This is a genomic window from Lentibacter sp. XHP0401, from assembly GCF_025751535.1.
Lineage (GTDB): Bacteria > Pseudomonadota > Alphaproteobacteria > Rhodobacterales > Rhodobacteraceae > Lentibacter.
In genome coordinates, this window is record NZ_JAOWLC010000002.1 from 291353 (window position 1) to 317209 (window position 25857).

General features: G+C 56.1%; 24 protein-coding genes. 16 read left to right on the forward strand and 8 right to left on the reverse strand.

The genetic code is table 11. The annotated features are described in order from the left end of the window. Positions 1-9: 9 nt before the first annotated feature. Positions 10-321, reverse strand: a complete 312-nt coding sequence (locus OE750_RS04325) for a DUF6477 family protein (protein ID WP_263761773.1) — start codon at positions 319-321, stop codon at positions 10-12. Between the two features lie 208 nt (positions 322-529). Here OE750_RS04325 and OE750_RS04330 point away from each other — a divergent pair, with 208 nt between their 5' ends. The 5 genes from OE750_RS04330 (at position 530) to OE750_RS04350 (ending at position 5543) form a co-directional block, all read left to right on the forward strand. Next, complete coding sequence (locus OE750_RS04330) at positions 530-1636, forward strand: DUF6456 domain-containing protein (RefSeq protein ID WP_263761775.1); 1107 nt, start codon at positions 530-532, stop codon at positions 1634-1636. An 87-nt stretch (positions 1637-1723) separates the two neighbouring features. After that, the gene (lipA, locus tag OE750_RS04335; RefSeq protein ID WP_263761777.1) at positions 1724-2677 is read left to right on the forward strand and encodes a lipoyl synthase; all 954 of its coding nucleotides are present in this window, start codon (positions 1724-1726) and stop codon (positions 2675-2677) included. 41 nt (positions 2678-2718) lie between these two features. After that, complete coding sequence (locus OE750_RS04340) at positions 2719-3063, forward strand: hypothetical protein (RefSeq protein WP_263761779.1); 345 nt, start codon at positions 2719-2721, stop codon at positions 3061-3063. 166 nt (positions 3064-3229) lie between these two features. Continuing rightward, the gene (locus OE750_RS04345; RefSeq protein ID WP_263761803.1) at positions 3230-4861 is read left to right on the forward strand and encodes a tetrathionate reductase family octaheme c-type cytochrome; all 1632 of its coding nucleotides are present in this window, start codon (positions 3230-3232) and stop codon (positions 4859-4861) included. Position 4862: 1 nt separating this feature from the next. Then, entirely contained in the window at positions 4863-5543 is a 681-nt protein-coding gene (locus OE750_RS04350; protein WP_263761805.1) for a cytochrome b/b6 domain-containing protein, read from the forward strand. Here the strand turns inward: OE750_RS04350 and OE750_RS04355 are convergent. Both OE750_RS04355 and hpt read right to left on the reverse strand, forming a co-directional pair. Beyond that, positions 5540-6442, reverse strand: coding sequence for a c-type cytochrome (locus tag OE750_RS04355; protein WP_263761807.1), 903 nt, complete (start codon positions 6440-6442; stop codon positions 5540-5542). The two genes, OE750_RS04350 and OE750_RS04355, sit on opposite strands and share 4 nt — an antisense overlap. A gap of 57 nt (positions 6443-6499) precedes the next feature. Further along, a complete protein-coding gene (hpt, locus tag OE750_RS04360; protein ID WP_263761809.1) occupies positions 6500-7051 on the reverse strand; it encodes a hypoxanthine phosphoribosyltransferase in 552 nt (183 codons plus the stop codon). 70 nt (positions 7052-7121) lie between these two features. Here hpt and OE750_RS04365 point away from each other — a divergent pair, with 70 nt between their 5' ends. Then, positions 7122-7571, forward strand: coding sequence for a type II toxin-antitoxin system RatA family toxin (locus OE750_RS04365; protein WP_263761811.1), 450 nt, complete (start codon positions 7122-7124; stop codon positions 7569-7571). Here OE750_RS04365 and OE750_RS04370 read toward each other — a convergent pair. Genes OE750_RS04370 through OE750_RS04380 form a run of 3 tightly spaced genes read right to left on the reverse strand, consistent with a single transcriptional unit; the run spans position 7562 to position 9647 of the window. Continuing rightward, positions 7562-8032, reverse strand: coding sequence for a CinA family protein (locus OE750_RS04370; RefSeq protein ID WP_263761813.1), 471 nt, complete (start codon positions 8030-8032; stop codon positions 7562-7564). The two genes, OE750_RS04365 and OE750_RS04370, sit on opposite strands and share 10 nt — an antisense overlap. Further along, positions 8029-8526 carry a phosphatidylglycerophosphatase A gene (locus OE750_RS04375; protein WP_263761815.1) on the reverse strand — a complete coding sequence of 166 codons (498 nt, stop codon included), beginning with the start codon at positions 8524-8526 and terminating at the stop codon, positions 8029-8031. The genes OE750_RS04370 and OE750_RS04375 overlap by 4 nt, the downstream gene beginning before the upstream one ends. Next, positions 8523-9647, reverse strand: a complete 1125-nt coding sequence (locus tag OE750_RS04380) for a bifunctional 2-C-methyl-D-erythritol 4-phosphate cytidylyltransferase/2-C-methyl-D-erythritol 2,4-cyclodiphosphate synthase (protein ID WP_263761817.1) — start codon at positions 9645-9647, stop codon at positions 8523-8525. Before OE750_RS04380 ends, OE750_RS04375 begins: the two co-directional genes overlap by 4 nt. Positions 9648-9828: 181 nt before the next feature. Between OE750_RS04380 and dusB the strand changes: the two genes are divergently transcribed. The 5 genes from dusB to OE750_RS04405 all read left to right on the forward strand — a co-directional run bounded on the left by dusB (position 9829) and on the right by OE750_RS04405 (position 17036). After that, positions 9829-10812, forward strand: a complete 984-nt coding sequence (dusB, locus tag OE750_RS04385; RefSeq protein ID WP_263761819.1) for a tRNA dihydrouridine synthase DusB — start codon at positions 9829-9831, stop codon at positions 10810-10812. Beyond that, positions 10809-11879 (forward strand): two-component system sensor histidine kinase NtrB, encoded by a 1071-nt coding sequence (locus OE750_RS04390; RefSeq protein WP_263761821.1) that lies wholly within the window; start codon positions 10809-10811, stop codon positions 11877-11879. The genes dusB and OE750_RS04390 overlap by 4 nt, the downstream gene beginning before the upstream one ends. A 2-nt stretch (positions 11880-11881) precedes the next feature. Beyond that, positions 11882-13249 (forward strand): sigma-54 dependent transcriptional regulator, encoded by a 1368-nt coding sequence (locus OE750_RS04395; protein ID WP_263761823.1) that lies wholly within the window; start codon positions 11882-11884, stop codon positions 13247-13249. 99 nt (positions 13250-13348) lie between these two features. Next, positions 13349-15619 (forward strand): sensor histidine kinase NtrY-like, encoded by a 2271-nt coding sequence (locus tag OE750_RS04400; protein WP_263761825.1) that lies wholly within the window; start codon positions 13349-13351, stop codon positions 15617-15619. Positions 15620-15626: 7 nt separating this feature from the next. Beyond that, a complete protein-coding gene (locus OE750_RS04405) occupies positions 15627-17036 on the forward strand; it encodes a sigma-54-dependent transcriptional regulator (RefSeq protein WP_263761827.1) in 1410 nt (469 codons plus the stop codon). A 2-nt stretch (positions 17037-17038) separates the two neighbouring features. On the opposite strand, the gene OE750_RS04410 is transcribed toward OE750_RS04405, so the two are convergent. Then, positions 17039-17506, reverse strand: coding sequence for a hypothetical protein (locus OE750_RS04410; protein ID WP_263761830.1), 468 nt, complete (start codon positions 17504-17506; stop codon positions 17039-17041). Between the two features lie 206 nt (positions 17507-17712). Here OE750_RS04410 and trkA point away from each other — a divergent pair, with 206 nt between their 5' ends. The 4 genes from trkA (at position 17713) to hflX (ending at position 22254) form a co-directional block, all read left to right on the forward strand. Beyond that, positions 17713-19089 (forward strand): Trk system potassium transporter TrkA, encoded by a 1377-nt coding sequence (trkA, locus tag OE750_RS04415; protein ID WP_263761831.1) that lies wholly within the window; start codon positions 17713-17715, stop codon positions 19087-19089. Positions 19090-19094: 5 nt separating this feature from the next. Beyond that, the gene (locus tag OE750_RS04420) at positions 19095-20609 is read left to right on the forward strand and encodes a TrkH family potassium uptake protein (RefSeq protein WP_263761834.1); all 1515 of its coding nucleotides are present in this window, start codon (positions 19095-19097) and stop codon (positions 20607-20609) included. A gap of 128 nt (positions 20610-20737) precedes the next feature. After that, the gene (gene hfq, locus OE750_RS04425; protein ID WP_089891201.1) at positions 20738-20977 is read left to right on the forward strand and encodes an RNA chaperone Hfq; all 240 of its coding nucleotides are present in this window, start codon (positions 20738-20740) and stop codon (positions 20975-20977) included. Beyond that, positions 20974-22254, forward strand: coding sequence for a GTPase HflX (hflX, locus tag OE750_RS04430; RefSeq protein ID WP_263761839.1), 1281 nt, complete (start codon positions 20974-20976; stop codon positions 22252-22254). Before hfq ends, hflX begins: the two co-directional genes overlap by 4 nt. Before the next feature lie 21 nt (positions 22255-22275). Here the strand turns inward: hflX and OE750_RS04435 are convergent, their stop codons facing one another. Then, positions 22276-24771, reverse strand: coding sequence for a penicillin acylase family protein (locus tag OE750_RS04435; RefSeq protein ID WP_263761841.1), 2496 nt, complete (start codon positions 24769-24771; stop codon positions 22276-22278). Positions 24772-24877: 106 nt separating this feature from the next. Between OE750_RS04435 and OE750_RS04440 the strand changes: the two genes are divergently transcribed. After that, positions 24878-25750, forward strand: a complete 873-nt coding sequence (locus tag OE750_RS04440; protein ID WP_263761843.1) for an NAD(P)-dependent oxidoreductase — start codon at positions 24878-24880, stop codon at positions 25748-25750. Positions 25751-25857: the final 107 nt, after the last annotated feature.

Sequence of the window (25857 nt, forward strand, 5' to 3'; positions counted from 1 at the left end):
TCTGTTTGGTTATTCGGCTGGGGTGCGAAAGCAGGCTGCGCGGACGATTTCGGCCTCGGCGATCGCGGCGATCAGCACTTCGACGTGGCGGTAATAGCTATAGCCTGCTTCATTTCGGCGACGCTCCTGATCGAGTTTTTGCTCGATTTCCAAAAGCTCTTCCAGCGCGGGCAACGGACGCATGAGGCGGGCATGCCCACGCCGGCCCAGTGCACGGGCCAAGTGCGATTCGCGTATATAGTGGTGCACGCCCGAGCGGGCGGCATCGAGCAGTAAATGCGGACGGCGAAGAGCTTGAAAACGTGACAGTGGATCTTGCATGGAACACCTCGGAAGCAAATTCGAAATTGGTTGAGATGTCAGGCTAATCAACTTTAGCGGGCGTTGCGTGTCTCTGCGAAACAGCGAACGCAGGGTTCAGCTTTGTTTAGAGTTTGGCAACAATAGTTTCCAATACGTAAAAATTAACGAATGCGTAACCACACAAGTTTAAGTTGTGGATAACTTGTGGACAATGTGAGGGTCTCGGATGACCGTAATTCGCCTTGAGCTAGCAGATGAAGAGCGCTTCGGTGTAACGCGGGAGCTATGGCCACGGTGGTTTCCCGCTTCGGCGCTGGCCTATCTGGCGCATACGGAGCTGGGCATATCCGTTCGGGCGCTGAGCCGTCTGAGTAAGTGTCATCCGTCAACGATTTCGCGGCAAATTAGCCGTTGGGAAAGGCTGCGTGACGATAGCCTGATTGACGAGACATTCAGCCATTTGAGACCCAAAACAAAGCCCCAGGCGCTGCGCATCAGCCAAGAGGAACCTGCATTGATGAACGTGATGACCCCTGACTGCAAACTTTTGCCCGATGACCAGACATTTCTGGCCGAAGCGCGCCGTATCTTGCGCCGGTTGAGCGAGCCACGCGCTGTTTTGGCACTGGCGGCAGATATGGAAAAAGGCGTTGTTGTGCGCGAAACCGAGGCCGGCACAACCACGCGTACCGCTGTTGTCGAGCGCAGTGTGGCGCAGGCGCTGGCGGTGAAAGACTGGATTGTTTGTGCTGTGGACGGGCGGATTGCGCGTTATCGTATTACTCCAGCAGGGCGCACGGCTTTGGGCGAGCTTCTGGCTGGAGCCGAGAACCGGGCCAGCGGCTTTGCCGAGGCGAGTGCAGCCTTTGACATGAGAGGTGCACGGGTGGGCAAGAGGCGTGTGTGCGTGGGCGAGACGCCTCTGATGATCCTGTCTCGGCGGCGCGAGAAGGATGGAGAACTGTTTTTGCGCGCAGGACATGTGAGCGCGGGGGAGCGGCTGCGCGAGGATTACGAACTGGCGCAGATGGCTGAAGGTGCAAATTACGACTGGGAGGCGTTGATTGCAGGCGAGGTTCGCACAGCCACGCGCAAGACAACTCAGCTGAGCGCAGAGGCGGCGGCGGATCGCGTTGCGGCTGCGTTGTTGGCGCTTGGAGCAGGCCTCGGAGATGTGGCGCTGCGCTGCTGTTGCCAGCTTGAGGGGCTTGAAAGCGCGGAGCGCGGGCTTGGCTGGTCGGCAAGGTCGGGTAAGATTGTTCTCAGAATTGCCTTGCAACAATTAAGCTTGCATTATGAAAGCCTCGGCGAGCGCAACAAAATGATCGGCTGAGTCATACACGCTTGAGGCGTGACACTGTGTGGCAATTTGGCTATGGGTGAGCTAAGATTTGAGGACCAGCCCCCGTAAGGAAATGCCATGCGTGATCTTAAAATTCCCGACCAGCGCCACCCTGAAAAGGCCCGTAAGCCTGACAATGCCCAGCCGCGCAAGCCAAGCTGGATCAGGGTGAAAGCGCCACAGGGCGACGGGTATAAGAAAACCCACGAGATCATGCGCGAGCACAAGCTGACCACGGTTTGCGAAGAAGCGGCTTGCCCCAATGCGGGCGAGTGCTGGAGCCAGGGTCACGCGACGATGATGATTATGGGAGAGGTTTGCACGCGGGCCTGCTCATTCTGCAATATCGCGACAGGTAAACCCCCCGAAGATCTTGACCCGTTCGAGCCAGGACGTGTGGCCAATGCAGTTGAAAAGCTGGGGCTGAAGCATGTTGTGATTACTTCGGTAGACCGTGACGATGTGGAAGACGGCGGAGCGGAGCACTTTGCCCAGACCATTCGTGCCATTCGTCACCGCTCGCCAGAGACAACCATCGAAATTCTCACGCCAGACTTTTTGAAGTGTGATCCGAGCGTATTGAAGATTGTTGTTGATGCAAAACCCGATGTTTTCAACCACAATCTGGAAACCGTTCCGGGGCTTTACCCCGAGGTGCGGGCCGGAGCGCGGTATTTTCACAGCCTGCGCCTCTTGCAGCGGGTGAAAGAGATGGACCCGTCGATCTTTACCAAATCGGGTATCATGGTTGGCCTTGGCGAAAACAAGATGGCCGTGCTTCAGGTGATGGACGACATGCGCGCTGCGGATATCGACTTTCTCACCATCGGGCAGTATCTGCAGCCAACACCCAAACACCATGTGCTGGACCGCTTTGTGCATCCTGACGAGTTCAAGGCCTATGAAACGGCGGCTTACGGCAAGGGCTTTCTCATGGTTTCGGCCACGCCGCTGACGCGCTCAAGCTATCATGCGGGCGACGATTTCGCGCGTTTGCGTGATGCGCGCGAGAAAAAGCTGGCACAGGTTTAAGGCGAATGCAGTTTGGCAGGCTGGCTCTGCGAGCGGGGTTCGTGACCGTGTTTTCACAGCTGGCGATGCTGGCCTCGGCTGTGCCATCTGCTTTATTGTTGCCTCCCGACATGGTGCAACAGTTGGTGATGACCATTCCGCTCATGCTGATCCTCATGCTGTACGGATTGCCCAAGCTTGCCGACAGGATCTTTTTTGTCAATGCTCCACACGGGCTTGAGCGAACGGGCTTTGGCGCGATCTGCGTGCTTCTTGTTGTGCTGGTCGGGGCGGGATTTGTCTTGCTGGTGACAAGCAGTGTTGCAACCCCGTTTGAAGCGCAGATGATCTCGCTTGTCAGCCTGTTCACAGTGAACATGTATGTTGCAGTGCGTTGGCTGGTGTGAAATTTGCCAAGATTCAGGCCGAATGCCGGGTATTTCAAGAAACGTCACTCACATAGTTTGGAACAAACAAAGCAAATTGACATATATCAAAGGCTGAATGTGACGCGTGCAATAAGAGTAACATCAGGGGAGTCGGCTTTGACTCGTAAACTGGTGGAGAATGCATGTGTTTAGATCTGGCTTGATATCTCTTGGCGTGCGGGTGTTTCTTGCGGTCTCGCTTTCAGCAGGCGTGGCTTCTGCGCAGCAAAGCCTGCCCAACACGTCAACAGCAGACCACTCGCAATTCAAAATTCTCCAGCAAGACTTCAAATCCGGCCCTGAAGTTACGGAAGCTTGCGTGAGTTGCCACACGCAGGCGGATGACCAGTTTATGCATTCGATTCACTTTACATGGGAGTTTGACCATCCTGTCACGGGCCAGAAGCTAGGCAAACGTAATGTTGTAAACTCGTTTTGCGGCAATGTCGCCGGAAACGAGGCGCGCTGCACAAGCTGCCATGCGGGCTATGGCTGGGAGGACATGTCAGTTACCCCGCAAGAGCAGGGCGTGACCGCTGACTGCTTGGTGTGTCACGACACCTCCGGGCAATATACCAAGGCAGACTCAAAGGCAGGCCATCCGCCGCTTGACCCTGTGGCGGAGGGCACAAAAACCATTACAGGTGCCAAAGCCTGGGCCGTTGACTTAACCAAAGCGGCGCAAAGCGTTGGCACATCGACCCGCGAAAACTGTGGCAACTGCCACTTTTACGGCGGGGGCGGTGACAACGTAAAGCACGGTGATTTGTCTTCGGTGCTTTATAACCCTTCGATAGATGTTGATGTGCACATGTCGCCTGAGGGCGAAAACATGACCTGCTCGACATGCCATGTTTCGGACCAGCACCAGTGGTCCGGGTCGCGTTATAATGTGATGGCGTCGGACGCGCATAGCGAAATGCTCAAACCCGGCGAGAGGCGCGATGTGGCCACATGCCAAAGCTGCCATGGAACCGAGCCGCACCCCGCCACGCTGATGGGGGCAAAGCTTAACAATCATACCGATATGCTTGCCTGTCAGACATGTCATATTCCTGCATTTGCCAAGGGTGGTGTGCCGACCAAAACCAAATGGGACTGGTCAACCGCGGGTCGGTTGGACGCTGAAGGCAAGCCGATCCATGAGGATAACTACACCTCTTCGACGGGTGCGAAGCTGCATACATATCTCTCGACAAAAGGCGATTTCGAGTATGGCGAGAACGTTGAGCCATATTATGCATGGTTTGACGGGCAAGTGGAGTATGCCACCCGTGATCGTGAGATTGCCCCGAGTTCAACCGTGGAGGTGAATAGTATCAAAGGCGCGCGCGGGGATGGCGTATCACGCATCTGGCCGTTCAAGCGGATGGAGGGACGGCAAGCCTACGACACCGAGAGCAACAAACTGGTATTTAACCATGTTTGGGGGCCGACAACCGATACGGCGCTTTGGACAAACTTTGACTGGGGAAAATCCATTGAAGCGGGCATGAAGGCCGCCGGGCAGCCTTATTCCGGCAATTTCGATTTTGTGGACACCTATATGTATTGGCCGATCACCCATATGGTTGCCCCTGCCGACCAGGCGCTGAAATGCGGATCCTGCCACTCAGAGGACGGCCGCCTTGAGGGGGTGCCTGGCGTGCATATGCCCGGCACACGGCCCTTTGGTGTGGCTTCGCTGCTTGGCATCGCGATGGTGCTGGCAACGATTGCTGGTGTTTTGGCCCATATCGCGCTGCGCGTGATTGGCCGCAGAAGAAGGGAGCACTGAGATGAGTGTCAAAGCAAAGCCCAAACTTCACGAGCGTTGTGTAAAGGTTTATCCGCTGTTCGAGCGGCTCTGGCACTGGTCACAGATGGCGTTGATTTTTGTCCTTTTGTTTACGGGTCTTGCGATCAGCGGTATTCATAATGGGATACACTTTGGCCCTGCTGTGATGTTGCACACAGTCGCTGCGCTCACGCTGCTGGCGCTTTGGGTTTTTGCGACCTTCTGGCTGTTTACCACAGGCACATGGAGGCAATTTATCCCTAAGATCGAGGGGATGATCGATGTTGCCAAATTCTACGCCTGGGGCGTGTTCAAAGGTGAGGAGCATCCTTATAAAAAGATGTTCTGGCGCAAGCATAACCCTTTGCAGGCAGCGACATACTTTGGCCTCAAGTGGTTTGTCTTTCCCGCGATCTGGAGCACTGGGCTGCTGTATCTGACCTATAACTTCTGGGCTGACTCAGTTTCTGATGCCAGTTTCTGGATCTGGCTGATCAGTAATCTGCATATTCTCAGCGCCTACGTTATCGCGGCGTTTATTATTGTGCATGTTTATCTGCTAACCGTCGGCCACGGCTTTCGCGCCCATGTGCGCCCGATGATCACCGGTTATGACGAAATCGAGCTTACACCCGAGCAGGAAGCCTATCTTGAAACCAACGAGCCGGGGCGGTTGCGTTAATTGGTGCTGCCAAGCGCTGCGAGATAAGCCGCAATGGCCGCGCGGTCGGAGGCGGGGAGCTTGGCGGTGTTTTCAACCACAGCAGCCATATGGCCACCTGCATTGTCAAAATCAGGTGTGAAGCCGGTTTCGAGATAATAGGCGATATCTGTTTCGCTCCAGTCGAGCGCGTTTATGGCCGGTATGCGGCCTTCGCCCGAGGGGTTGGCCGCGCCTTTGAGCCAGTCTGCATTTTGAGGCGCTCCGACAATGTTGCGAGGGGTGTGACATTCGCCGCAGTGGCCCAAAGCTTCGACAAGGTAGCGTCCGCGCTGTAGCACTTCGTTTTCAAGCGGCATTTGCGCAACCCAGTAATCATCGAGGAACACCCGCTTCCATAGGCCGAGGCCACGGCGGATATTGAATGGAAAGCCGACCTCATGCGCAGCACTTGGCGTATCGGAGGCAGGGAGTGTTTGTAGGTAGCTGTGTAGATTGGCAATGTCTTGAAGCCCGTCACCGCGCAGCTTCATGCGGATGTATGAACCATAGGGAAAAGCTGGATAATAATGCTGCCCTTTAGGCGATGTGCCGTAAAACATGGCATTGGCGAGGTCGGTTTTGCTCCAGCTGCCGATACCGTGGGTGCTATCGGACGAGATATTCGGGGCAATGAATGTCCCGAAGGGCGAGGCAAAGCGCATACCACCAACAAGCAGAAGCTTGTCATCGTCTGTGGCTTCGGGAGCGGCATGACACGAAGCGCAACCCGCAGCAAAAAACACTTGTTGGCCGGCTTCGGCATCGCCCTCAAGATCGGCGAGTGCACTCTCGGGCAGCCGTTTGGGCGCGCTGAGAAACCAGAACGCAAGGGCACAAACAGCAGCAACGGCAATAAGGCGGATCAGAATGCGGCGCATAGGACAGACCTCTGTTTTATTCCGCTCAGGATAGAGCCGGTAGGGCTTGTGTAAAGCCTAGGCTTCGTCTTCGGCCAGAAAACGCACGCAGCCGATATAGGGCAGGTTACGGTTGCGTTGGGCAAAGTCGATCCCGTAGCCGACAACGAACTCGTCAGGAATCTCAAAACCGGTCCAGTCGGCTTTCACACCTGTTTCGCGGCGGGTGGGCTTATCGAGCAGCGCGATGGTGCGTAGTTTGCGCGGTTTGCGACTTTCGAGCACATGCAGCACATGTTCAAGCGTATAGCCCGTATCGACGATATCTTCGACAACCAGAACATCCCGGCCCTCGATCTGCCCGCGAATGTCTTTGAGGATGCGCACCTCACGAGACGATTCCATGCCGTCGCCATAGGAACTGGCTTCGAGGAAATCGACCTCGACAGGCATATCAAGCTCACGCACCAGATCAGCGATAAACACAAACGAGCCACGCAGCAGACCAACAACAACGAGCTTGTCGGTATCCGAGAACTCTTTCTGGATGGCACGGCTAAGCGCTTCGATACGAGCTGCGATGGATTTGGCCGAGATCAACTCGTCGATGACATATGGACGCTGTGGCATGCTTACCCCTTGAATTCTGCGGCTCATCATACGAAATGGTAGGCCACTGTAAATGCGAATTAGAGGCCCTATGCCCAAGCACGAAGAAACGAGGGTTCTGCCCTATAGCCCCGAGCAGATGTACGAGCTTGTGGCCGATGTGGCGCGCTACCCGGAGTTTCTGCCGTGGTGTTCTGCAGCGCGGGTGCGCTCGGTCACGCCTATCGAGGGCGGCGAGGAGATGTTGGCTGATCTGGTCATCGGATTTCAGGTGTTTCGCGAGCGCTTCGGCAGCCGAGTGCGGCTTTTTTCAGAAGCGGGGCGGATCGAGACCGAATATCTGGACGGGCCATTCAAATACCTGCGCTCGAACTGGCAGTTCACCGAAGCAGAGGCCGAAGGAGGGTGTGAAGTGCGCTTTGATGTGGATTTCGAGTTTAAGAACTTCCTGTTACAAAAGGCAGGCGGGCTGTTCTTTTTTGAGGCGATGCAACGGATTGTGAAGGCTTTTGAGGCCCGCGCGAAAGAGCTTTACGGCTGACTTGCACTCAAAAGCAGAGCGAGAGCGTGCTCTGTGGCGGCTTGACGGACTTGGGCGCGGCCCAAAGCGCCAAATTCGACTGTTTCGACCAAAGTTGGCTGGCCTGTCTGTGCGAGGCCAAAGCAGACGCGGCCTTCAGGCTTATGCTCTGAGCCGCCCGGGCCTGCGATACCTGTTATAGAGACAGTGAGCGTCGCATCCGAGTGGGCCAGCGCGCCTTCGGCCATTTCGAGCGCGACCTCTTCTGAGACGGCCCCGTGGGTTGCGAGTGTTGCCTCTTGCACGCCAAGCATTTCCCGTTTTGCGGTGTTGGAGTAGGTGACGAATCCACGTTCAAAAACAACGGAGCTGCCAGCAATATCTGTGAGGCTGGCGGCGACCATACCGCCGGTGCAACTTTCGGCTGTGGCGATGGTGAGGCCAGCGGCGCGCGCAGCTTGGAGAACGGCAGCGGCGCTCACATGAACAGCCCATGCCAGACATAGGCTGCAATGCCGACAGTGAGGGCGGCGGCAACACCTGCGATAATGTCATCAAGCATGACGCCAAGCGCATCGCCACGACGGTCTGCCCAGCCTATGGGGCCGGGTTTGAGAATGTCAAAGAAGCGGAAACCGAAGAAGGCCACGAGCCAGCCGGGCCAGAGCGCAAGGGAGTCAACACCCGCATGTGCTGCACCGATGAACACGGGCAGAAGTGCGATCCACTGGCCTGCAACTTCATCCATAACAACCTCGGAGGGGTCATGATCATCCGAGCCTTCGATCATGACAGAGGTCGCCCACCAGCCAATAAGAAAAGCTGCAAGCGCGCCGATGGCGACAAGCCAATACCCTCCGGCAAGATTGAGCGCATAGGCAACAGGCAAGGCGGCGGCGGAACCCCAGGTGCCTGAAAAAGGGCGCATATATCCGACGTAGAAGAATGTGCCTGCGAGAGTTGCGAGAGGTTTCATGTTTTTACCAATGTTGCTGTTGCGAGGGCGGCGATGCCTTCTTCGCGGCCTGTAAAGCCGAGGCGTTCCGAGGTAGTGGCCTTGACCGAGATGCGCGACGGCTCAATCCCCATGATGCGAGAAAGCTCGGTTTGCATGGCACTGGCGTGAGGCCCGATTTTCGGCTGTTCGCAGACAAGTGTGCAGTCGATGTTGGAGATTGTGTAGCCCATGGAGCGGGCGAGGGCGCAGGCGTGTTCGAGGAAAATATGGCTGGCTGCGCCTTTCCATTGCGGATCGGATGGCGGGAAGTGGCGGCCGATGTCGCCCTCGGCCATTGCGCCATAGAGTGCATCGGTGATGGCGTGCATTCCAACATCGGCATCGGAATGCCCGAGGAGCGCCTTACTGTGTGGGATGTTTACCCCACAGAGAACGACATGGTCGCCTGCAGTGAAAGCGTGCACATCAAATCCGTTGCCAAGCCGTATATCCATGGAGCCTCTCAAGATGCGCTCGGCGCGGGCAAAATCGCCTGCGTGGGTGAGTTTCAGATTGTCTTCATCGCCCAGTGTGATGCTAACATCAAGCCCTGCGGCGCGCGCGATTTCGACATCATCGAGTGCTTCGCCTTTGTGCGCGCGGTGGGCGGCAAGAATAGCCGGCAGCGAGAAGCCTTGTGGTGTTTGCGCGCGGTAGAGGCCTTCGCGGCTATGTGTGCCAGTGACGCATTCATTATCACCATGCCAGAGCGCGTCAGTGACCGGAAGCGCAGGAGCCGCGGCATCTTTATTTTTGAGCGCTTCAATCACGCCGCTGATCACTTCAGGCGAGACACAGGCACGGGCGGCATCGTGGATGAGAACATGGCTGAAGCCTTCGGTTTCGAGCGCCTCAAGCCCTGCGCGCACCGAGGCTGTGCGGGTTGTGCCACCATGGACAAACTCGACGCCAGCGGGGAGATGCGCGGTATCGTCAGGGTGAATGACAGTGAGGATATGGGCGATATGGGGATTTTGTGAGAAGGCGGCATAAGACCAGTCAAACACGCGCTTGCCCGCCAGTGCGCGCCACTGTTTGGGTTGGCCTGCGCCTGCGCGAGTTCCGCGGCCTGCGGCGACGAGGAGAACGGCAGTTTTCATGAAGGCTCCTTTGCTTCGTGTTGCTTTTAGCACCAAGGCCGCGAAGGGCAATGCGGTGAAATATCGTGCAATGTGATTAAATTTTGTGCAATAACTGCGAGGGGCGGCGTTAGGTGGTCTTCGAGTGCTTGAGAGTGCCGTTAAATCCACCGTAGGTCTTATTCAAACCAGAGATAACAATATGCTTAAGCACACTCCAGAGATGATCCCTAATCTGCCTGTGGCGCTGGCGCCCTTGGCGGGGATCACGGATGCTCCGTTTCGCGACCTTGTGAGCCGCTTTGGGGCGGGATTTGTTGTAAGCGAGATGATTGCCAGCCAGGAGATGGTGCAGGCACGGCGCGGCGTACACGAGCGTGCAGAGCTTGGGTATGATCGCTGTAACACAGCAGTGCAACTGGCGGGACGCGAGCCTTATTGGATGGCCGAAGCTGCGCGGATGCTGGAAGCCAATGGCGCAGCGATGATTGATATCAACATGGGATGTCCTGCCAAAAAGGTTGTGGGCGGGCTTTCGGGCTCGGCGCTGATGCGCGACCTGGACCATGCCTTGCGCATGATCGAGGCGGTGACGGAGGCCGTGAACCTGCCTGTAACGCTCAAGACACGGCTGGGATGGGATGATGACAGCCTGAATGCATCAGAACTGGCGCAGCGGGCTGAAGGGGCAGGGGTGAAGCGACTGGTCATTCACGGGCGCACACGCTGTCAGTTTTATAAGGGACGCGCCGATTGGGCAGCGATCCGTGTGATAAAGGATGCGGTGACAATCCCTGTGTTTGCCAACGGTGATATTTGTAGCGCAGGGGATGCGCACACGGCTCTTGGGGCCTCGGGCGCGGATGGTGTGATGATTGGACGCGGAGCACAGGGGAGACCCTGGCTATTGCAGCAGATTGCACATGAGCTTTGGGGTGCGAAAGCTCCCGATATTCCAAAAGGTAGAAATTTTACCGACATGATTTCAGAACATTACGAGGCGATGCTAAGCTTTTACGGAGAAGAGCTTGGCGGGCGTGTCGCGCGCAAGCACCTTGGTTGGTACATGGATGAAGCCTGCACGCCGGCTGCGCTCCGCAATCGTGTTTTGACCGAGCGAAACACATCCGAGGTGATCCGGCTGATTGGCATGGTAAACGAGCATTGCGAAAGGTCGGCGGCATGAGCACAGAGCGTAAACTCTGGGCGGCTCTTCCGCTGCCGGCGCTTCTGATCGACAGTGATGACATAATTTTGTCGATGGGTCCTGCGACCGAACAATTTTTGATGGCGTCAGAGCGCACGTTGATAGGGAAACCGCTGTTTGATGTGCTGATCTTTGACAGTGATCTTGGACCAGCCTTCGAGCGTGCGCGGCTTGATGATGCGCCGCTTTTTGTGAACGACGTTGGCGTGGCCCGTGCCGGGCGGGTGAGCGAGCGCTGCGATTTGCAGCTTGCACCTTATGATGCGGACAACGGGCAAATGCTGTTGCTGATCACTCCGCTCGGCATGGGCAGCAAATTGCCCAAGGCGCTTGGACCGAAGACAGCGGCGCGCTCGGCTATTGGCATGGCGGAAATGCTGGCCCACGAGATCAAGAACCCTTTGGCGGGTATCACTGGTGCGGCGCAGTTGCTTTCGATGGGCCTGACGGGCGATGACCGAGAACTGACTGACCTGATCGTGGCGGAGAGCCGCAGGATCGTGAAGTTGCTGGAACAGGTTGAAGAGTTCGGCAACCTTAGCCCGCCGCAGCTAGGGCCGGTAAATCTGCATGATGTGCTTGATCGCGCTCGGCGCTCGGCGCTTCTGGGCGTTGGCGCGGCAACTCAGATTATCGAGGAGTACGACCCTTCGTTGCCCGATGCGCTGGCCGATGCCGACCAGATTTTGCAGGTTTTGCTCAATTTGCTCAAGAATGCATCAGAAGCCACCGGGGCGGGCGGTGTCATTCGCTTGCGCACCTCGTTTGAACATGGCTTCCGGTTGCGCACGGAGGAGGGGCTTGGGGAGCCTTTGCCTTTGCAAATCGAAGTGATTGATAATGGCCCCGGGATTGCGCCCGACATGATCGAACAGATTTTCGATCCGTTTGTTTCGGGGCGTGAAAACGGCACGGGGCTCGGGCTTGCCCTGACAGCAAAGATTATGGCCGCACATGGCGGTTGGGTTTCGGTGCGTTCCGAACCCGGTGAAACAATATTTAAACTCTCGTTGCCGCGCGCGCCGCAGCGTCCAAAAGGAGCCTGATCATGGATGGGACCGTTCTTGTTGCCGATGACGACCGCACGATCCGCACAGTGCTGACCCAAGCACTCACAAGAGCGGGCTGTAAGGTACAGGCGACCAGTTCGCTGACCACCCTGATGCGATGGGTTGCCGAGGGCGCTGGAGATGTTGTGATCACGGATGTGATGATGCCAGATGGCAACGGGCTTGAAATGCTACCCAAGATATCGGCGGACAGACCTGATTTGCCTGTGATCGTAATTTCGGCGCAAAACACAATCATGACCACGATTAAGGCCGCTGAAGCGGAAGCGTTTGACTATCTTCCCAAGCCGTTTGACCTGCCGGATCTGATGAAACGTACGGCCAAAGCGCTTGAAGCTTCGCGCGGTCGCAGAGGCGGAGCAGCGCCTGAGCCAGCGCCTGAAGCAGGTGAGTTGCCACTTGTCGGGCGATCAGCGGCCATGCAGGAAGTTTACAAGCTGATTGCGCGGGTGCTGAATGCGCAGTTGCCAGTGATTGTGACGGGCGAGAGTGGCACAGGTAAATCGCTTGTGGCGAGGACGATCCATGACATGTCCGACAGGCGCGGGCGGCCTTTTGTGGCTCTAAGTGAAAGCACATTTGCGCGCCGTGAGCCTTTGGCCGATGTATTGGCCGAAGCCGGTACGGGCACTGTTCTTTTTGAAGAAATCGGCGAGTTGCCCGACGAATACCAGATGAAGGCCGTGCACCTTATGGATGCAGCAGGCAACAATGGTCCAAGGTTTCTCGCCAGTTCGCAAACCGAGCTTTCGCAAGCTATGGCTGCGGGCAAGCTGCGCAATGATCTGTTTTATCGTCTTGATGGCGCGGTGCTGAGTCTGCCGCCTTTGCGTGCGCGGGTTGAAGACATCGGGTTGCTGGCGGAACATTTCTTGGCCAAGGCCTCTGGAACCGGTGGCGGTGCGAACAGCTTTGCACCTGACGCACTTGAGGCTTTACGCCACTATAATTGGCCCGGAAATGTGCGCCAGCTTGCCAATACTGTCGAGCGGCTGGCTTTGACGGCGCGAAGTCGCGAGATCAGTGCAGTCGAAGTGAACGGCGTCTTGTCAGCGCAGCCTTCCTTGGCTCCGAGCCTTGGGGCACTTTCGGATGAAAAGCTGAGCCAGAGTGTTGCGCGCCATTTGCAACGCTACTTTGATCTGCATGGGGATGCTTTGCCGCCTCCAGGGCTTTACGCACGTATTTTGCGCGAAATGGAGCTGCCTTTGCTTGAGATTGCGCTTGATGCGACTGGCGGAAACCAGGCCAAATGCGCCGATTTGTTGGGGATCAACAGAAATACCCTCAGAAAGAAGATCAGTGAACTCGATATAAGCGTGACACGGCGACGTAAAATGATGTAAAACCGCAACATAAGCGTGGCGGCTCTGCATCATGCGGAGTTTAAGCCACCAGATATGGCGGTTGAGTATCGATGCGACACAGCATGACGGGAGGCCAAAGTGGCACCCCGAACACATAAGCTGACGTGGAACAGGCTGAGCAAACTGCGCCGCCGCAGGCGTGTGCAGAACGCGGCAGCGCTTGGTCTTGTCATTCTGGGGCCATTGCTGGTGTTGGCCACCTTCCTTGTTTTTGGCCCCTTTGAGCAGGGTGTCCGCTCGCCTGCGCTGCGTATCGTTCTTCTGGCTGACCTTGTGTATGTGCTTCTTGTGGCCGCACTGGTTTTGCAGCGGGTGGCCAAGATGATCGCGGCGCGGCGATCAAATTCGGCGGGCTCGAACCTGCACCTGCGGCTGACAGGTGTTTTTGCCATTATGGCCTTGATTCCCACTGTTACCGTGGCAATTTTCGCGGTGTTAACGGTGAATCTTGGTCTTGAAGGCTGGTTTTCGGACCGTGTACGTCAGGTTGTCGGCTCATCTTTATCAGCCGCGCAGGCCTATGAGGGCGAACATCGTGACAATCTGATGCGCAACGCTCAATCGCTCGCACGGGTGATTGATCTGGAGCATTCCGTCACACCGTTTATGCGAGACCCTGATCTGCGTGAGGTGCTCACTGCGGGACAGCAGCGCTTTCAGCCCGATATGCGTGAGGCCTATGTAATTGATGGTGTCGGCGAGCTTAAGGCGCGCGGGGAGCGCTCGTATCTTTTCAATTTCGAGCGTCCGAGTGTCGCCGAAATAGAAGCAGCCCGCGAGGCAGGTATTGCCGTCATTCAGGACTGGGACAACAACGAGTTTCGCGCGATCGTGCCGCTGGCGACCTTTCCTGACAGGCTGATTTATGTGAGCCGTGATGTGGACGGATCAATCCTGAACCTTCTCAGCGAAACACAGGAAAATGTGAGGCTTTACAACCAGTTGGAGAGTGATCGCGGCAAAGTCTTGTTCCAGTTCGGCTTGGTTTACCTCGGGTTTGCCGTGATCCTTATTCTGGCCGCTGTCTGGCTCGGGCTTTGGTTTGCCGAGCGGCTGGCGCGCCCTGTGGGGCGGCTGACAAGTGCCGCACAGCGTGTGGGCGAGGGCAATCTCGATACACAGGTCATCGAGGAGGAGGGCGACGACGAAATCAGCCAGCTGAGCCGCCTGTTCAACCAGATGACACGCCAGCTGAAGGGGCAACGCGACACGCTTTTGGAGAACACCGATCAGATCGAGCGACGCAGACGGCTGTTTGATTCCGTTCTCAGCTCGGTGACATCCGGGGTGGTTGGCGTTGATCCGGGCGGGCGCGTGACTTTTGTGAACCGTTCCGCCGAGCGGCTTCTGGACTGGCACGAGGCCAAAGAAGCTCCTGAATTGCGCGTGGCTGTACCAGAATTTGGTCCGCTGTTTGATGCGCTTGTGGAGAGCGCTTCAGGCGTTGTGCAAGAAGAGGTTAAAGTGACACGTAGCGGGCAACTTGAAAACTTGCTTGTGCGGATGTCGGTGAGGACAGGGGAAGAGGGCCAGACCGAGGGCTATGTTGTGGCCTTTGATGATGTGACAGATCTTGTAAGCGCGCAGCGCCTTGCGGCATGGGCCGATGTGGCGCGCCGGATTGCACATGAGATCAAAAACCCGCTGACGCCGATCCAGCTGTCTGCCGAGCGGATCAAGCGCAAGTTTTCCCGTGAACTGCCTGAAGGGGACGCTGGAAAGCTGGAGGAGCTCACTGATGTTATTGTGCGCCAAACCAATGACTTGCGGCGAATTGTTGATGAGTTTTCCAAGTTTGCCCGGATGCCCGAACCAGAGCGGAGACCAGAGGATTTGTGCAAGCTTTTGAGCGGAGCGGTTACCTTACAGAAAGCGGGACAACCTGATGTGATTTTTGACGTTGATATTGGAACCACACCACTGGAAGGCCAGTTTGACGCAACGATGATCGGGCAAGCCCTGACCAACCTGATCAAAAACGCAGGCGAGGCTATTGAAACACGGCGCGAGGATATGGGCGGCGAAATTGCACCGCAAATCCGCATTAGGGCGGCACGCGTCGGCGGGGATGCCGAGATCACTATTGCGGATAACGGCATCGGGCTTCCTGAAGACCGCGCCAAGCTGTTTGAACCTTATGTCACCACACGTGATAAGGGAACGGGGCTTGGACTGCCGATAGTGAAGAAGATTATCGAAGAGCATGGTGGCACGCTCAGGCTAGAAGATGCGCCGCTTTTTGACGGCGAAAGCCACGCGGGGGCCATGGCCCTGATCAGACTGCCCTTAACGATGGGCGATCGTGACGACAAAACCATTGAAATACACACCAGCACGGTTGAGGGGTGAAGGACACATGAGTGATATTCTGATTGTAGATGACGAACGCGACATTCGGGAGCTTATCTCGGATATTCTGGAAGACGAGGGCTATTCTACACGGCTCGCGGGCAACTCTGACGACGCGATGAAGCTGATACACGAGGCGCGGCCAGGGCTGCTTATTCTCGATATCTGGCTGAAAGACAGCAAGATGGATGGGATAGACATCCTGAAAGCCGTGAAGACAGATTATCCTGAAGTGCCTGTTGTGATTATTTCGGGGCATGGCAATATCGAAATTGCTGTCGCTGCTATCAAACAGGGGGCTTACGATTTTATCGAGAAGCCCTTCAATATTGACCAGTTGCTTGTTGTGATCCGCCGCGCAATGGAAACCTCGCGGTTGCGCCGCGAGAATATCGAGTTGAAGCGCAAGGACACTGTGCCATCAGAAATGATCGGCAATTCTGCTGCCTTCCGCGCGATGCAGGGGCAGCTCGACAAGGTGACAAAATCAAATGGGCGGGTCATGCTGACAGGACCTTCAGGCTCCGGCAAAGAAACGGCAGCACGCTATATTCATATGAACTCCAACCGCGCCAATGCGCCGTTTGTGACAGTGGGCTGTGCCGCTATCGAACCCGAGCAAATGGAAAACCTGCTCTTTGGTCGCGAGAGTGCTGAAAAGGGCGTCGAACTCGGATTGTTGGAAGAGGCCAACGGCGGAATTATCTATTTTGACGAAATCGCCGATATGCCGCTTGGCACGCAAACCAAAATTTTACGGGTGCTCGTGGATCAGCAGTTCCTGCGCGTGGGCGGTGCCAATAAGGTGAAGGTTGATTTGAGGGTTGTTTCATCGACCGCCAAAATACTTGAAACCGAAGTCGCAGAAGGCCGCTTCCGTGAAGAGCTTTACCACCGTCTCAATGTTGTTCCGATTGCGGTTCCTTCGCTGGAAGAGCGGCGCGATGATATTCCAACATTGGCGCAATACTTCATCGAACGTTTGCAAAAAGAACAAGGGCTGACTGCGCGGGTGATTTCGGACGATGCGCTGGCGCTTTTGCAAACCATGACTTGGCCTGGAAACCTGCGCCAACTTAAAAACATGATCGAACGCTTGCTCATTATGGGAGCCGGTGGCGGTGAAATTACAGGTAAGGAACTTTCAGTGGGTGACGTTGCGCAAACGGGTGAGCAGAACGGCAAGATTGTTTTGCCCAGCGTGATGGCGACACTGCCTTTGCGCGAAGCCCGAGAAGAGTTCGAGCGCGAGTATTTGCTGACTCAGATCAATCGCTTTGGTGGAAACATCTCGCGGACTGCACAGTTTGTCGGGATGGAGCGCTCGGCCTTGCACCGCAAGCTAAAATCGCTTGGCGTTGTGACGTCAAACCGCTCTGGCGCTCGGGTGGCGCTGCATGAAGATGAAGAAGAATAGCGTTACGGCGTAACGATTTGCCAAGTGCCGCCTTGATTGTGGATCACGCAAGCTTTGGGTGTGAGCTTGGGCAAGCGTGTTGTTACAGCGGGAGCCGTGCCGCTTTTTACGCTTTCTTTGCAGGCGGGCAAGCGGGTAAAGACAAAGCCTTTTTTACGCATACAAATGTCAGCAGCATCTTTGCGCAGGGAGGCATTGGCATCCTCGGTTATAAACTCGGGTGGCAAAAAGACACCACCTTTCACAACGCAGTTGTTTTTGGCATCGCAAATACGACGCGGCGGGATGTGACGACCGGGGATAACGCGGGTTACGTTGCGCACCGGGACATCTTGGGCAGCGGCAATTTTGCAGGTGGTTTCGGAATCTTTTGCCGACTGGACGCTGACGCCTTCCTTGTAATAAAGTCCAAGGGGGCCGCAACCCGCGAGGGCCAGAGCGGTGATGAGCCAAAGTGCAGAGTGTTTCATAGCGTTCCTTATAAGCCGTGCGTTGACTTTGGGTTAAAAATGCGGGGAAGTCATGTGCTTACAGCTGGAATTTGTCCATCCGCGCAAAGTTTTGCCGAAAACAGCGGCGCGTTGCTGAACGGACGAATAAACTGACGCCCATTGACGCCCATTGACGCCCAAAGGCGCATCTGGCACGAAACCTCATCAAGGTATAGGGATATCCCATGAAGGTTATTATTTGCGGCGCAGGGCAAGTTGGTTGGCAGATTGCGCGCCATCTCGCGGGAGAAGCCAATGACGTAACGGTCATCGACAGCAACCCCGACCTTGTGCGCCGCGCAATGGATACGCTCGATGTGCAGGGAATTGCGGGTTTTGCCTCATACCCTGATATTTTGGACAAGGCGGGCGCGCGTGATGCCGATATGGTGATTGCGGCGACGTATTCTGACGAGGTCAATATGGTGATCTGTCAGGTGGCCCATTCGATCTTTTCTGTGCCGCGGAAAATAGCGCGTTTGCGCGCGCAAAGCTATCTTACAGCGATTTACTCCGATCTTTACCGGCGAGATCACTTGCCGATTGATGTTGTGATCAGCCCGGAACGTGAAGTGGCCGAGGCCGCGCTGCGCCGTCTGTCAGTGCCCTCGGCGTTTGACATTGAAAACTTCATGGACGGAAAGGTGCAGATGCTAGGCATCCGGATTGCCGCCGATTGTCCTGTGATCAACACGCCTTTGCGCCAGTTGACTGATCTTTTCTCGACATTGAAAGTGATCGTAATCGGCATCCGCCGCGACGGGCGGCTGTTTGCCCCTGAAGCGGGGGACCAGATTTTTGTAAATGATGAATGCTATCTTTGCATTGCGCGCGAGGATGTGCCGCGCACGCTTGAAGTGTTTGGCAAAAGTTCGGCCAAACAGGAACGCGTTGTGCTGATCGGTGGCGGCAATGTGGGCCTGACAGTTGCGCAAGCGCTTGAAAAGCACGAGACGCGCATTCGTGCCAAGGTGATCGAGCGCAACAGAAAGACAGCCGAACATGCCGCCGATGCCCTGGAACGCACCATTGTCCTGAACGGGGACGGGCTTGATGCCGCACTGCTTGCGGAGGCTAATATCGAGCGTGCCGATGCTGTGCTGTGTGTGACGGATGATGACAAAACCAACCTTTTGGCAGCGGTGCGCGCCAAGAGCGAGGGCTGCCCCATGGCGATTGCTCTCATCAATGACCCTACGCTCATTCCGCTGATGGGGCCGATGGGGATTGACGCTTACATCAACCCGCGTGCGACAACTGTCAGCTCGATTTTGCGCCACATCCGCCACGGCCGTGTGAAAGGTGTTTACTCGATCGGAGATGCAGAGGCCGAAATCATCGAGGCGGAAGTGCTTTCGACTTCGCCGATCTCAGGACAGGCAATTCGTGATATTGATTTCCCTGAAGGGGTGCTTATCGGGGCGCTGATGAAAAATGGTAAGGTCATAAAACCACAAGGAGAAACCCGCGTGGAAGAGGGCGATGTGATTGTGCTCTTTGCCATGACAGATGATGTCGCCGAGGTGGAACGGCTTCTCCAAGTGTCCATCGACTTTTTCTGAAGCCGATGATGCGCATCGCCGAAATACCCCTGTTTTTGCAGCTTACGTTGCTGGCCTCTGTGTCCATGTATGTGCCGGCTGTGCACGCATTGAGCTGGAACAACCATCATGAGGCGCGAGTGTTTTTCTATGCGGGCACACTGGGGTTGTTTGTCTCGGTCTTGATCGTGATCACCCTGAGTGCTGGCCATGTGCGCAGGCGCGGCGGTTTGGGCAACCTTGCTGCTGTTGTCGCAGCATACTTCCTGCTGCCCTTGATGCTCGCCTGGCCATTTTATGAAGCGGTGCAGACCACAAGCTTCATGAATTCTTACTTCGAGATGGTCTCGGCTTTTACCACCACCGGTGCGCCTCTGTTTGAGCCCGGGCGGCTTTCGGGGACGATGCATTTGTGGCGTGCGCAGGTGGGCTGGCTTGGAGGCTTGTTTATCTGGATTACGGCGGCGGCTGTATTGGCTCCGCTGGCGCTTGGCGGGTTCGAAGTGACCGCTTCCGCCGAGCCTGGGCGCGGTGATATCCCGCTCGATCGCTATGTTCCGAGCAATGACACAAGGCGCCTCAAGCGTGGGCTGGAGGGGCTTGCGCCTCTTTATCTAGGTCTCACCGCGGTTTTGGCAGTCTGCCTCATAATCAGTGGGGATACGCCACTTGTGGCCGTGATTCATGCGATGTCGACACTCTCGACAAGCGGTATCTCGGCAACAGGAGGGCTTGAGGGGAGCAACTCGGGCATACGTGGCGAGTTTGTTGTATTTCTGTTTCTGTTCTTCGGTCTTTCTCGGCTGACATTTTCGACCGACACCATCACCACAAGGAGACACGGGCTGCACAATGATCCGGAGTTTCGCATGGGGATGCTGATTGTTTTCGGGGTGACGCTGCTTCTGTTTGTGCGACACTGGGTTGCTTCTTTTGAGGTGGCTCAGGACGAGAATATTATGGCAGCCTTGCGTGCTCTTTGGGGCAGCTTCTTTACTGTTATGTCGTTTCTGACCACAACAGGATTTGAAAGTGCCGATTGGGAAGAGGCGCGGGGCTGGTCGGGTCTTGGTGCACCGGGGCTTATTTTGCTAGGCCTTTCATTGATTGGCGGAGGCGTTGCGACAACGGCAGGGGGCGTTAAACTCTTGCGTGTTTATGCGCTATACCTGAACGGGCTGCGCGAGATGGAGAGGCTTGTGCATCCTTCTTCCGTTGGACGGGCCAGCAGCCAGAGCCGGCGCATCCGGTCCAAAGGGGCTTATATAGCCTGGATTTTCTTCATGCTTTTTGCCATCTCGCTCACGGTTGTCATGCTGTTGTTGGCGGCCACAGGAGTAGGCTTCGAGAATGCGACCATTCTCTCGGTTGCGGCGCTTTCAACAACCGGGCCGCTTGTACATGCGGCGGCAGAGACGCCTATCCTTTTAGGCCAGCTCAGTGTGGCAGCCAAACTTACGCTTTGCGCTGCGATGGTGGTGGGAAGGCTAGAAACGCTGGCAATCATTGCCATGTTCAACCCGTCTCTCTGGCGCGACTGACGCGTGGGCGCAACAGGTTTGCAACTCTCAGGCGTTTGGGGGGTTTAACATTCCGATTTCGTAGAACATACTGAAAGCCACCACTCGGCCGAAGCACGGCCGGAAACTGACAATAAGGCATTAGAACCATGGCTTCCGACCGTCAAAATCTTCAGGATGCATTCCTGAATCACGTCCGCAAAACAAAGACACCTGTCACTATTTTCTTGATCAACGGCGTCAAGCTGCAAGGTGTGATCACGTGGTTTGATAATTTCTGCGTGCTCTTGCGCCGCGACGGGCAGAGCCAGCTGGTTTACAAACATGCAATCAGCACGATTATGCCCGCACAGCCGATCTCGCTTTACGAGGGTGAAGAGGCTCAGTGAGCGAACATGATCCGGCGCTGACACGGGCGTGGGTTCTTCACCCCGATATCATCCGCAAAGACGAACAAACTCGGACACCTGCACACGCGCTTGAAGAAGCTGTGGCGCTTGGTGAAGCCATGCCCGGGCTTGAAATTGTCGGAGCGGATGTCGTTCGTTTGAAAAAGCCGCACCCGGGCCTTTTGTTTGGCAAGGGCAAACTTGACGAGATCAAGGAAAAGCTAGAAACGAACGAAGTTGAACTCGTGCTGATTGACGGGCCTGTAAGCCCAGTGCAGCAACGCAACCTCGAGAAAAAGTGGGGTGTGAAGATACTCGATCGCACCGGGCTTATTCTGGAAATCTTTTCGGATCGTGCGCGCACCCGAGAGGGCGTTTTACAAGTCGAGATGGCGGCCTTGAGCTATCAGCGCACGCGGTTGGTACGGGCCTGGACCCACCTTGAGCGCCAACGTGGCGGGCTTGGCTTTGTCGGCGGGCCAGGGGAAACACAGATCGAGGCGGACCGCCGTGCGATTGACGAGCAGTTGGTCCGGCTGCGCCGTCAGCTAGCCAAAGTTGTCAAAACCCGCGAGTTGCACCGTAAGAGCCGTGCCAAGGTGCCATTTCCGATTGTGGCTCTGGTGGGATATACCAACGCAGGAAAATCAACGCTTTTCAACCGCCTGACAGGCGCAGACGTGATGGCAAAAGATATGCTTTTTGCCACGCTTGATCCGACAATGCGCAAAGTCGAGCTTGGCGCTTCGGGGCTGGAAGTGATTATGTCGGATACGGTGGGATTCATCTCGAACTTGCCGACCGAGCTTGTTGCGGCTTTCCGCGCCACCCTCGAAGAAGTTTTGAGTGCCGATCTAATTCTGCATGTGCGCGACATCGCTCATGCCGAGACAGACGCACAGGCACAGGACGTGAAGGTCATCCTTGAAGGTCTTGGAATTAAAGACGAAACTCCAATGTTTGAAGTTTTGAATAAAGTTGATCTGCTAGACCCTGAGGCTGCGCAAGCGGTACAAACCCAGGCGGCACGCAGCGAAGGTGTGTTTGCAGTTTCGTCTCTGACGGGTGTGGGACTAGAGGAACTGATGCAAGCCGTTTCGGTTGCTTTGCAAGGCCTCAAAAAGAGTGAGGCTTTGCGCCTGAGTTTTGCCGAGGGGCGCAAGCGGGCTTGGCTCTTTGATCAGGGCGTTGTCGAGGCCGAGCGCCAGACAGAGGAAGGTTACACTCTCAAAGTGCGCTGGACAGCGCGGCAGGCCGATCAGTTTTCCAAACTTTGAAGGTTGTAGTACTGCTGTGGCTCAGTCGGTTTTGGGGATCAGCAAGGTTTCTCCCACCGAAGCTGCGCGGGCAAGACCTTCATCAAGCGACATTGTAATATATTCACCGCGCCGCCAGAGCTGTGCCATATCATCATAGTGACGCGAAAGCGGGTGGCCTGACTGACCTGTCGAGAGAATAAAGACAGAACTGTCCGGATCGGTAAAATCATAGACCCCCCGGTAGCCAGCGGCATGCACATTCTGGAACGGATAGGGAGAGGTGCCGCTGGTGCGGCCGCGCATGAGTGTATTGTCACCGCCCGAGGTGCTTTGGCGGATGTTTACAAAATAACGCAGAATAGGAACTTCGCCGAGAACGGCGTGGTCATGGGTGGCCTCGTGGGCATCGCCCCAGCGAAGTGCCTCGATCGAGGTTCCATAGGTTTCGTCGAGCCAGACCAGCGCGTCATCGAGAGCGAGGCGGGCGATGTCTGTGCAAGATTCTGTAGCTGAAGACTGGATGATGTTGCACCACACGCCTGCTCCATCGATATTGCGGAAGACCCGTTCAACAAAGAGAGGCTCCATGTGGATATACTCTTCGGCGAGCGGGCCAAGTTCGTCGCGAATGAGACGTTCTTGCAAAAAACGCATCCAAGCCGAATAGATCAGGGGCTCGGGCAAGTGCTCGTTCATGTTGCCGTTCCAGCCTGCCAGCAAGTTCAGTGCGATCTGTCGGCGGCGCTCTGGTGTGCCTTCAGCAGCAGCTTCACCTGTGAACCAAAGATCGGCAGCAACCAGCGGCAAGAGTGTCCGCGCGGTATAACTGACGGTATCCAGTTGAGCTTCCACAAAACTGTCGCGGGTGTGCGCTTTGCGCCCTTGCATAAGCCGCTGCCAACGCAGAATGCGCTGCGTGTCGCCCCAAGAATAAGACACATGCAGCGGAAAGGGGCGCTCGAGCAGTTTGTTGTTTGTATTGCCGACAATACCACCGGCAGGGCGGATAAATTCGGGGTTGGCCGAGGCGGGGAAGACACCTTGCCAGCGGTTTTGGGTAAGCCATCCACGGGCAGGAATGCGGCCCTGACCTTCTGCGTTGGCATCACGGCGGGGCATTGCACCTATGGTTTTCAATGCGATGTTGTCTTTATCGGCGAGTGTCAGGTTTTGAGAGGGGGCAATGTAAAGCGCGCTCGCGCCGAGGGCTTCGTCTATGTTTTGCGCGCGCATAAGGTGAAAGGCCGCACTCATCGAGGTGTCGGCGGGCTCTAGCGCTGTCCATCCGAGGGATGCGACATGACCCGACGGGGTGACTGCGCTGACATTATGAAAGCTGGGCGGCAGGACCAGACCGTTATCTGTACTGCGCATGATGAGTGTGACTGGAGCTGCATCCTTGATCTTGATGATCGAGCGTCGGGTCTCAAAGGCTTTGTAGCCATCAGGAGTGCGGTATTCTTCATTGTTTGCAGGATTGAGCTCTTCCATGAAAATGTCCTGATCATCAAGATAGGACGATGTGAGCCCCCAACCGAGGCTTTCACTGCGCCCCGCCAGAACGATTGGCATACCGGGAATTGTCGCGCCTATGACACCGCCTGTTTCGAGTTCTAGGCGTGCGAGATACCATATAGCCGGGGCTGTCAGACCAAGATGCGGATCATTGGCCAAAAGAGTGCCTGCCGTAGCCGAGCGAGAGGGCGCAGCAGCCCATGCGTTGGATGCGCCTGCAAACGCTCGGTTCTTGAGCGGAGAGAGCGGATGGCGGGTGATGTCCGCCTCATTGTTCGCAGCGAACTGTGAGGGAAATGTGGCTGTCGGGAAAAGGCTGGCATATTCCGGCAGCGCAGCGACGCCTGTTCCCGGCACATCTGGCAGGATATCTTTCAAGCGGTCTTCATTGTCGAGCAGAAGTGCTGTGCGGGCGCGCAGGACTTCATCGGCAGCCTGACCCGAGAGCTGGACGGCCATAAGCTTGAGGATTGCCAATGAGTCTTCAGGCCGCCACGGCGATATGGGAGCGTTGAACAGGAACATCTCGGGCGCGCCGCGGCCCAAAGCGCTGTCGTTAATTTCGGCAAGCCGTGCGTTGACGCCTGCGGCATAGGCTTCAAGTGCAGCAAGGGTTTCAGGATCCTGAGCGGCTACAGAAGAGCGCGCCAAAGTGTAAATATCAAACCGCCGCAAAAGCTTGTCAATGGGAAGTGTGGACGCTCCAAAGACCTCGGAGAGGCGGCCCTGTGCCGTGCGACGCAGGAGCGTCATTTGCCAGAGGCGGTCTTGTGCATGTGCATAGCCAAGCCCGAAATAGACGGGTTCATCGCCTTTTTCAGGCTCGCTCGCAAAGATATGCGGGATGTTGGAATGATCGCGCAGGATACGCAGAGGGGCTGACAACTCAGCGACTTCAAGGGATTTATCATAATCAGGCAAGGAGCGGGAGGCGAGGTAATAGACCCCTAAAACGGCCAGAACCGTAAAGGCAATGAGCACTGCGGCGATGCGGATCAGCCAGCGAAACACTATCAGCATATGTCTTCCCTTGTTTTCATGCGGGCCCGAATACAGCGTTTGGGCTTGCCAAGCAGCCCTATGCCCGACACAAACGATAAGACGTTTGAATGCAAGGGGAAAGACTATGGCAAAACTCGCTTTTCTGGGTCTCGGTGTAATGGGTTATCCTATGGCTGGCCACCTGAAAGCCGCAGGGCATGATGTCTGCGTGTATAACCGAACAGCAACCAAGGCCGAGGCTTGGGCCGCGGAGCACGGCGGACGCAGCGCTGCGTCACCTCGGGAAGCTGCTGAGGGGGCTGACTTTGTGATGGCCTGTGTTGGCAATGACAATGATTTGCGTGCCGTCTGTCTCGGAGGCGAGGGCGCTTTTGCAGGTATGGGGGAGGGTGCGTGCTTTGTTGATCATACGACTGTTTCAGCCAAGGTGACCGCTGAACTTTATAATGCTGCAAAAGACAAAGGCATTGGTTTTGTCGATGCTCCCGTTTCTGGCGGGCAAGCCGGGGCCGAGAACGGCGTGCTCTCTGTGATGTGCGGCGGCGATGCTGCGCATTTTGCGAAGGCGGAACCTGTGATGGCGGCCTACGCCCGCATTTGCCGCAGGATTGGCGAAAGCGGCGCAGGGCAGATGACCAAGATGTGCAATCAGATTGCCATTGCCGGGCTTGTGCAAGGCCTCTCGGAAGCGTTGCACTTTGCTCAATGTGCGGGCCTTGACGGGCGCGATGTGGTTGAAGTGATCTCGCAGGGGGCTGCGGGAAGTTGGCAGATGCAGAACCGTCATGAAACCATGCTGGACGGCAAATTCGAGCACGGGTTTGCTGTGGACTGGATGCGCAAAGACCTTGGTATCTGTCTTGAGACAGCAGACGAGACAGGCGCGAGCTTGCCTGTAACGGCTCTTGTGGACCAGTTTTACAAGGATGTGCAAAAGATGGGCGGTGGACGTTGGGATACGTCGAGTCTGCTCAAACGCTTGAGTGTGAAAGACTGAGTTTGCCAGCCAACTAGACTTGTGTGGCGGACTATGTGGCATACTGTCCATACAACAGTATGGACAGTATACGGACAAAAGAGTTGCGCTTTGGCTGCGCCAAATCG

Excerpts from the sequence above, each read along its gene's own strand:
- OE750_RS04325 (WP_263761773.1), bottom strand. The coding sequence starts at position 321 with ATGCAAGATCCACTGTCACGTTTTCAAGCTCTTCGCCGTCCGCATTTA.
- OE750_RS04330 (WP_263761775.1), top strand. The coding sequence starts at position 530 with ATGACCGTAATTCGCCTTGAGCTAGCAGATGAAGAGCGCTTCGGTGTA.
- lipA (WP_263761777.1), top strand. The coding sequence starts at position 1,724 with ATGCGTGATCTTAAAATTCCCGACCAGCGCCACCCTGAAAAGGCCCGT.
- OE750_RS04350 (WP_263761805.1), top strand. The coding sequence starts at position 4,863 with ATGAGTGTCAAAGCAAAGCCCAAACTTCACGAGCGTTGTGTAAAGGTT.
- OE750_RS04355 (WP_263761807.1), bottom strand. The coding sequence starts at position 6,442 with ATGCGCCGCATTCTGATCCGCCTTATTGCCGTTGCTGCTGTTTGTGCC.
- hpt (WP_263761809.1), bottom strand. The coding sequence starts at position 7,051 with ATGCCACAGCGTCCATATGTCATCGACGAGTTGATCTCGGCCAAATCC.
- OE750_RS04365 (WP_263761811.1), top strand. The coding sequence starts at position 7,122 with ATGCCCAAGCACGAAGAAACGAGGGTTCTGCCCTATAGCCCCGAGCAG.
- OE750_RS04375 (WP_263761815.1), bottom strand. The coding sequence starts at position 8,526 with ATGAAACCTCTCGCAACTCTCGCAGGCACATTCTTCTACGTCGGATAT.
- OE750_RS04380 (WP_263761817.1), bottom strand. The coding sequence starts at position 9,647 with ATGAAAACTGCCGTTCTCCTCGTCGCCGCAGGCCGCGGAACTCGCGCA.
- dusB (WP_263761819.1), top strand. The coding sequence starts at position 9,829 with ATGCTTAAGCACACTCCAGAGATGATCCCTAATCTGCCTGTGGCGCTG.
- OE750_RS04390 (WP_263761821.1), top strand. The coding sequence starts at position 10,809 with ATGAGCACAGAGCGTAAACTCTGGGCGGCTCTTCCGCTGCCGGCGCTT.
- OE750_RS04395 (WP_263761823.1), top strand. The coding sequence starts at position 11,882 with ATGGATGGGACCGTTCTTGTTGCCGATGACGACCGCACGATCCGCACA.
- OE750_RS04405 (WP_263761827.1), top strand. The coding sequence starts at position 15,627 with ATGAGTGATATTCTGATTGTAGATGACGAACGCGACATTCGGGAGCTT.
- OE750_RS04410 (WP_263761830.1), bottom strand. The coding sequence starts at position 17,506 with ATGAAACACTCTGCACTTTGGCTCATCACCGCTCTGGCCCTCGCGGGT.
- trkA (WP_263761831.1), top strand. The coding sequence starts at position 17,713 with ATGAAGGTTATTATTTGCGGCGCAGGGCAAGTTGGTTGGCAGATTGCG.
- OE750_RS04420 (WP_263761834.1), top strand. The coding sequence starts at position 19,095 with ATGATGCGCATCGCCGAAATACCCCTGTTTTTGCAGCTTACGTTGCTG.
- hfq (WP_089891201.1), top strand. The coding sequence starts at position 20,738 with ATGGCTTCCGACCGTCAAAATCTTCAGGATGCATTCCTGAATCACGTC.
- OE750_RS04435 (WP_263761841.1), bottom strand. The coding sequence starts at position 24,771 with ATGCTGATAGTGTTTCGCTGGCTGATCCGCATCGCCGCAGTGCTCATT.
- OE750_RS04440 (WP_263761843.1), top strand. The coding sequence starts at position 24,878 with ATGGCAAAACTCGCTTTTCTGGGTCTCGGTGTAATGGGTTATCCTATG.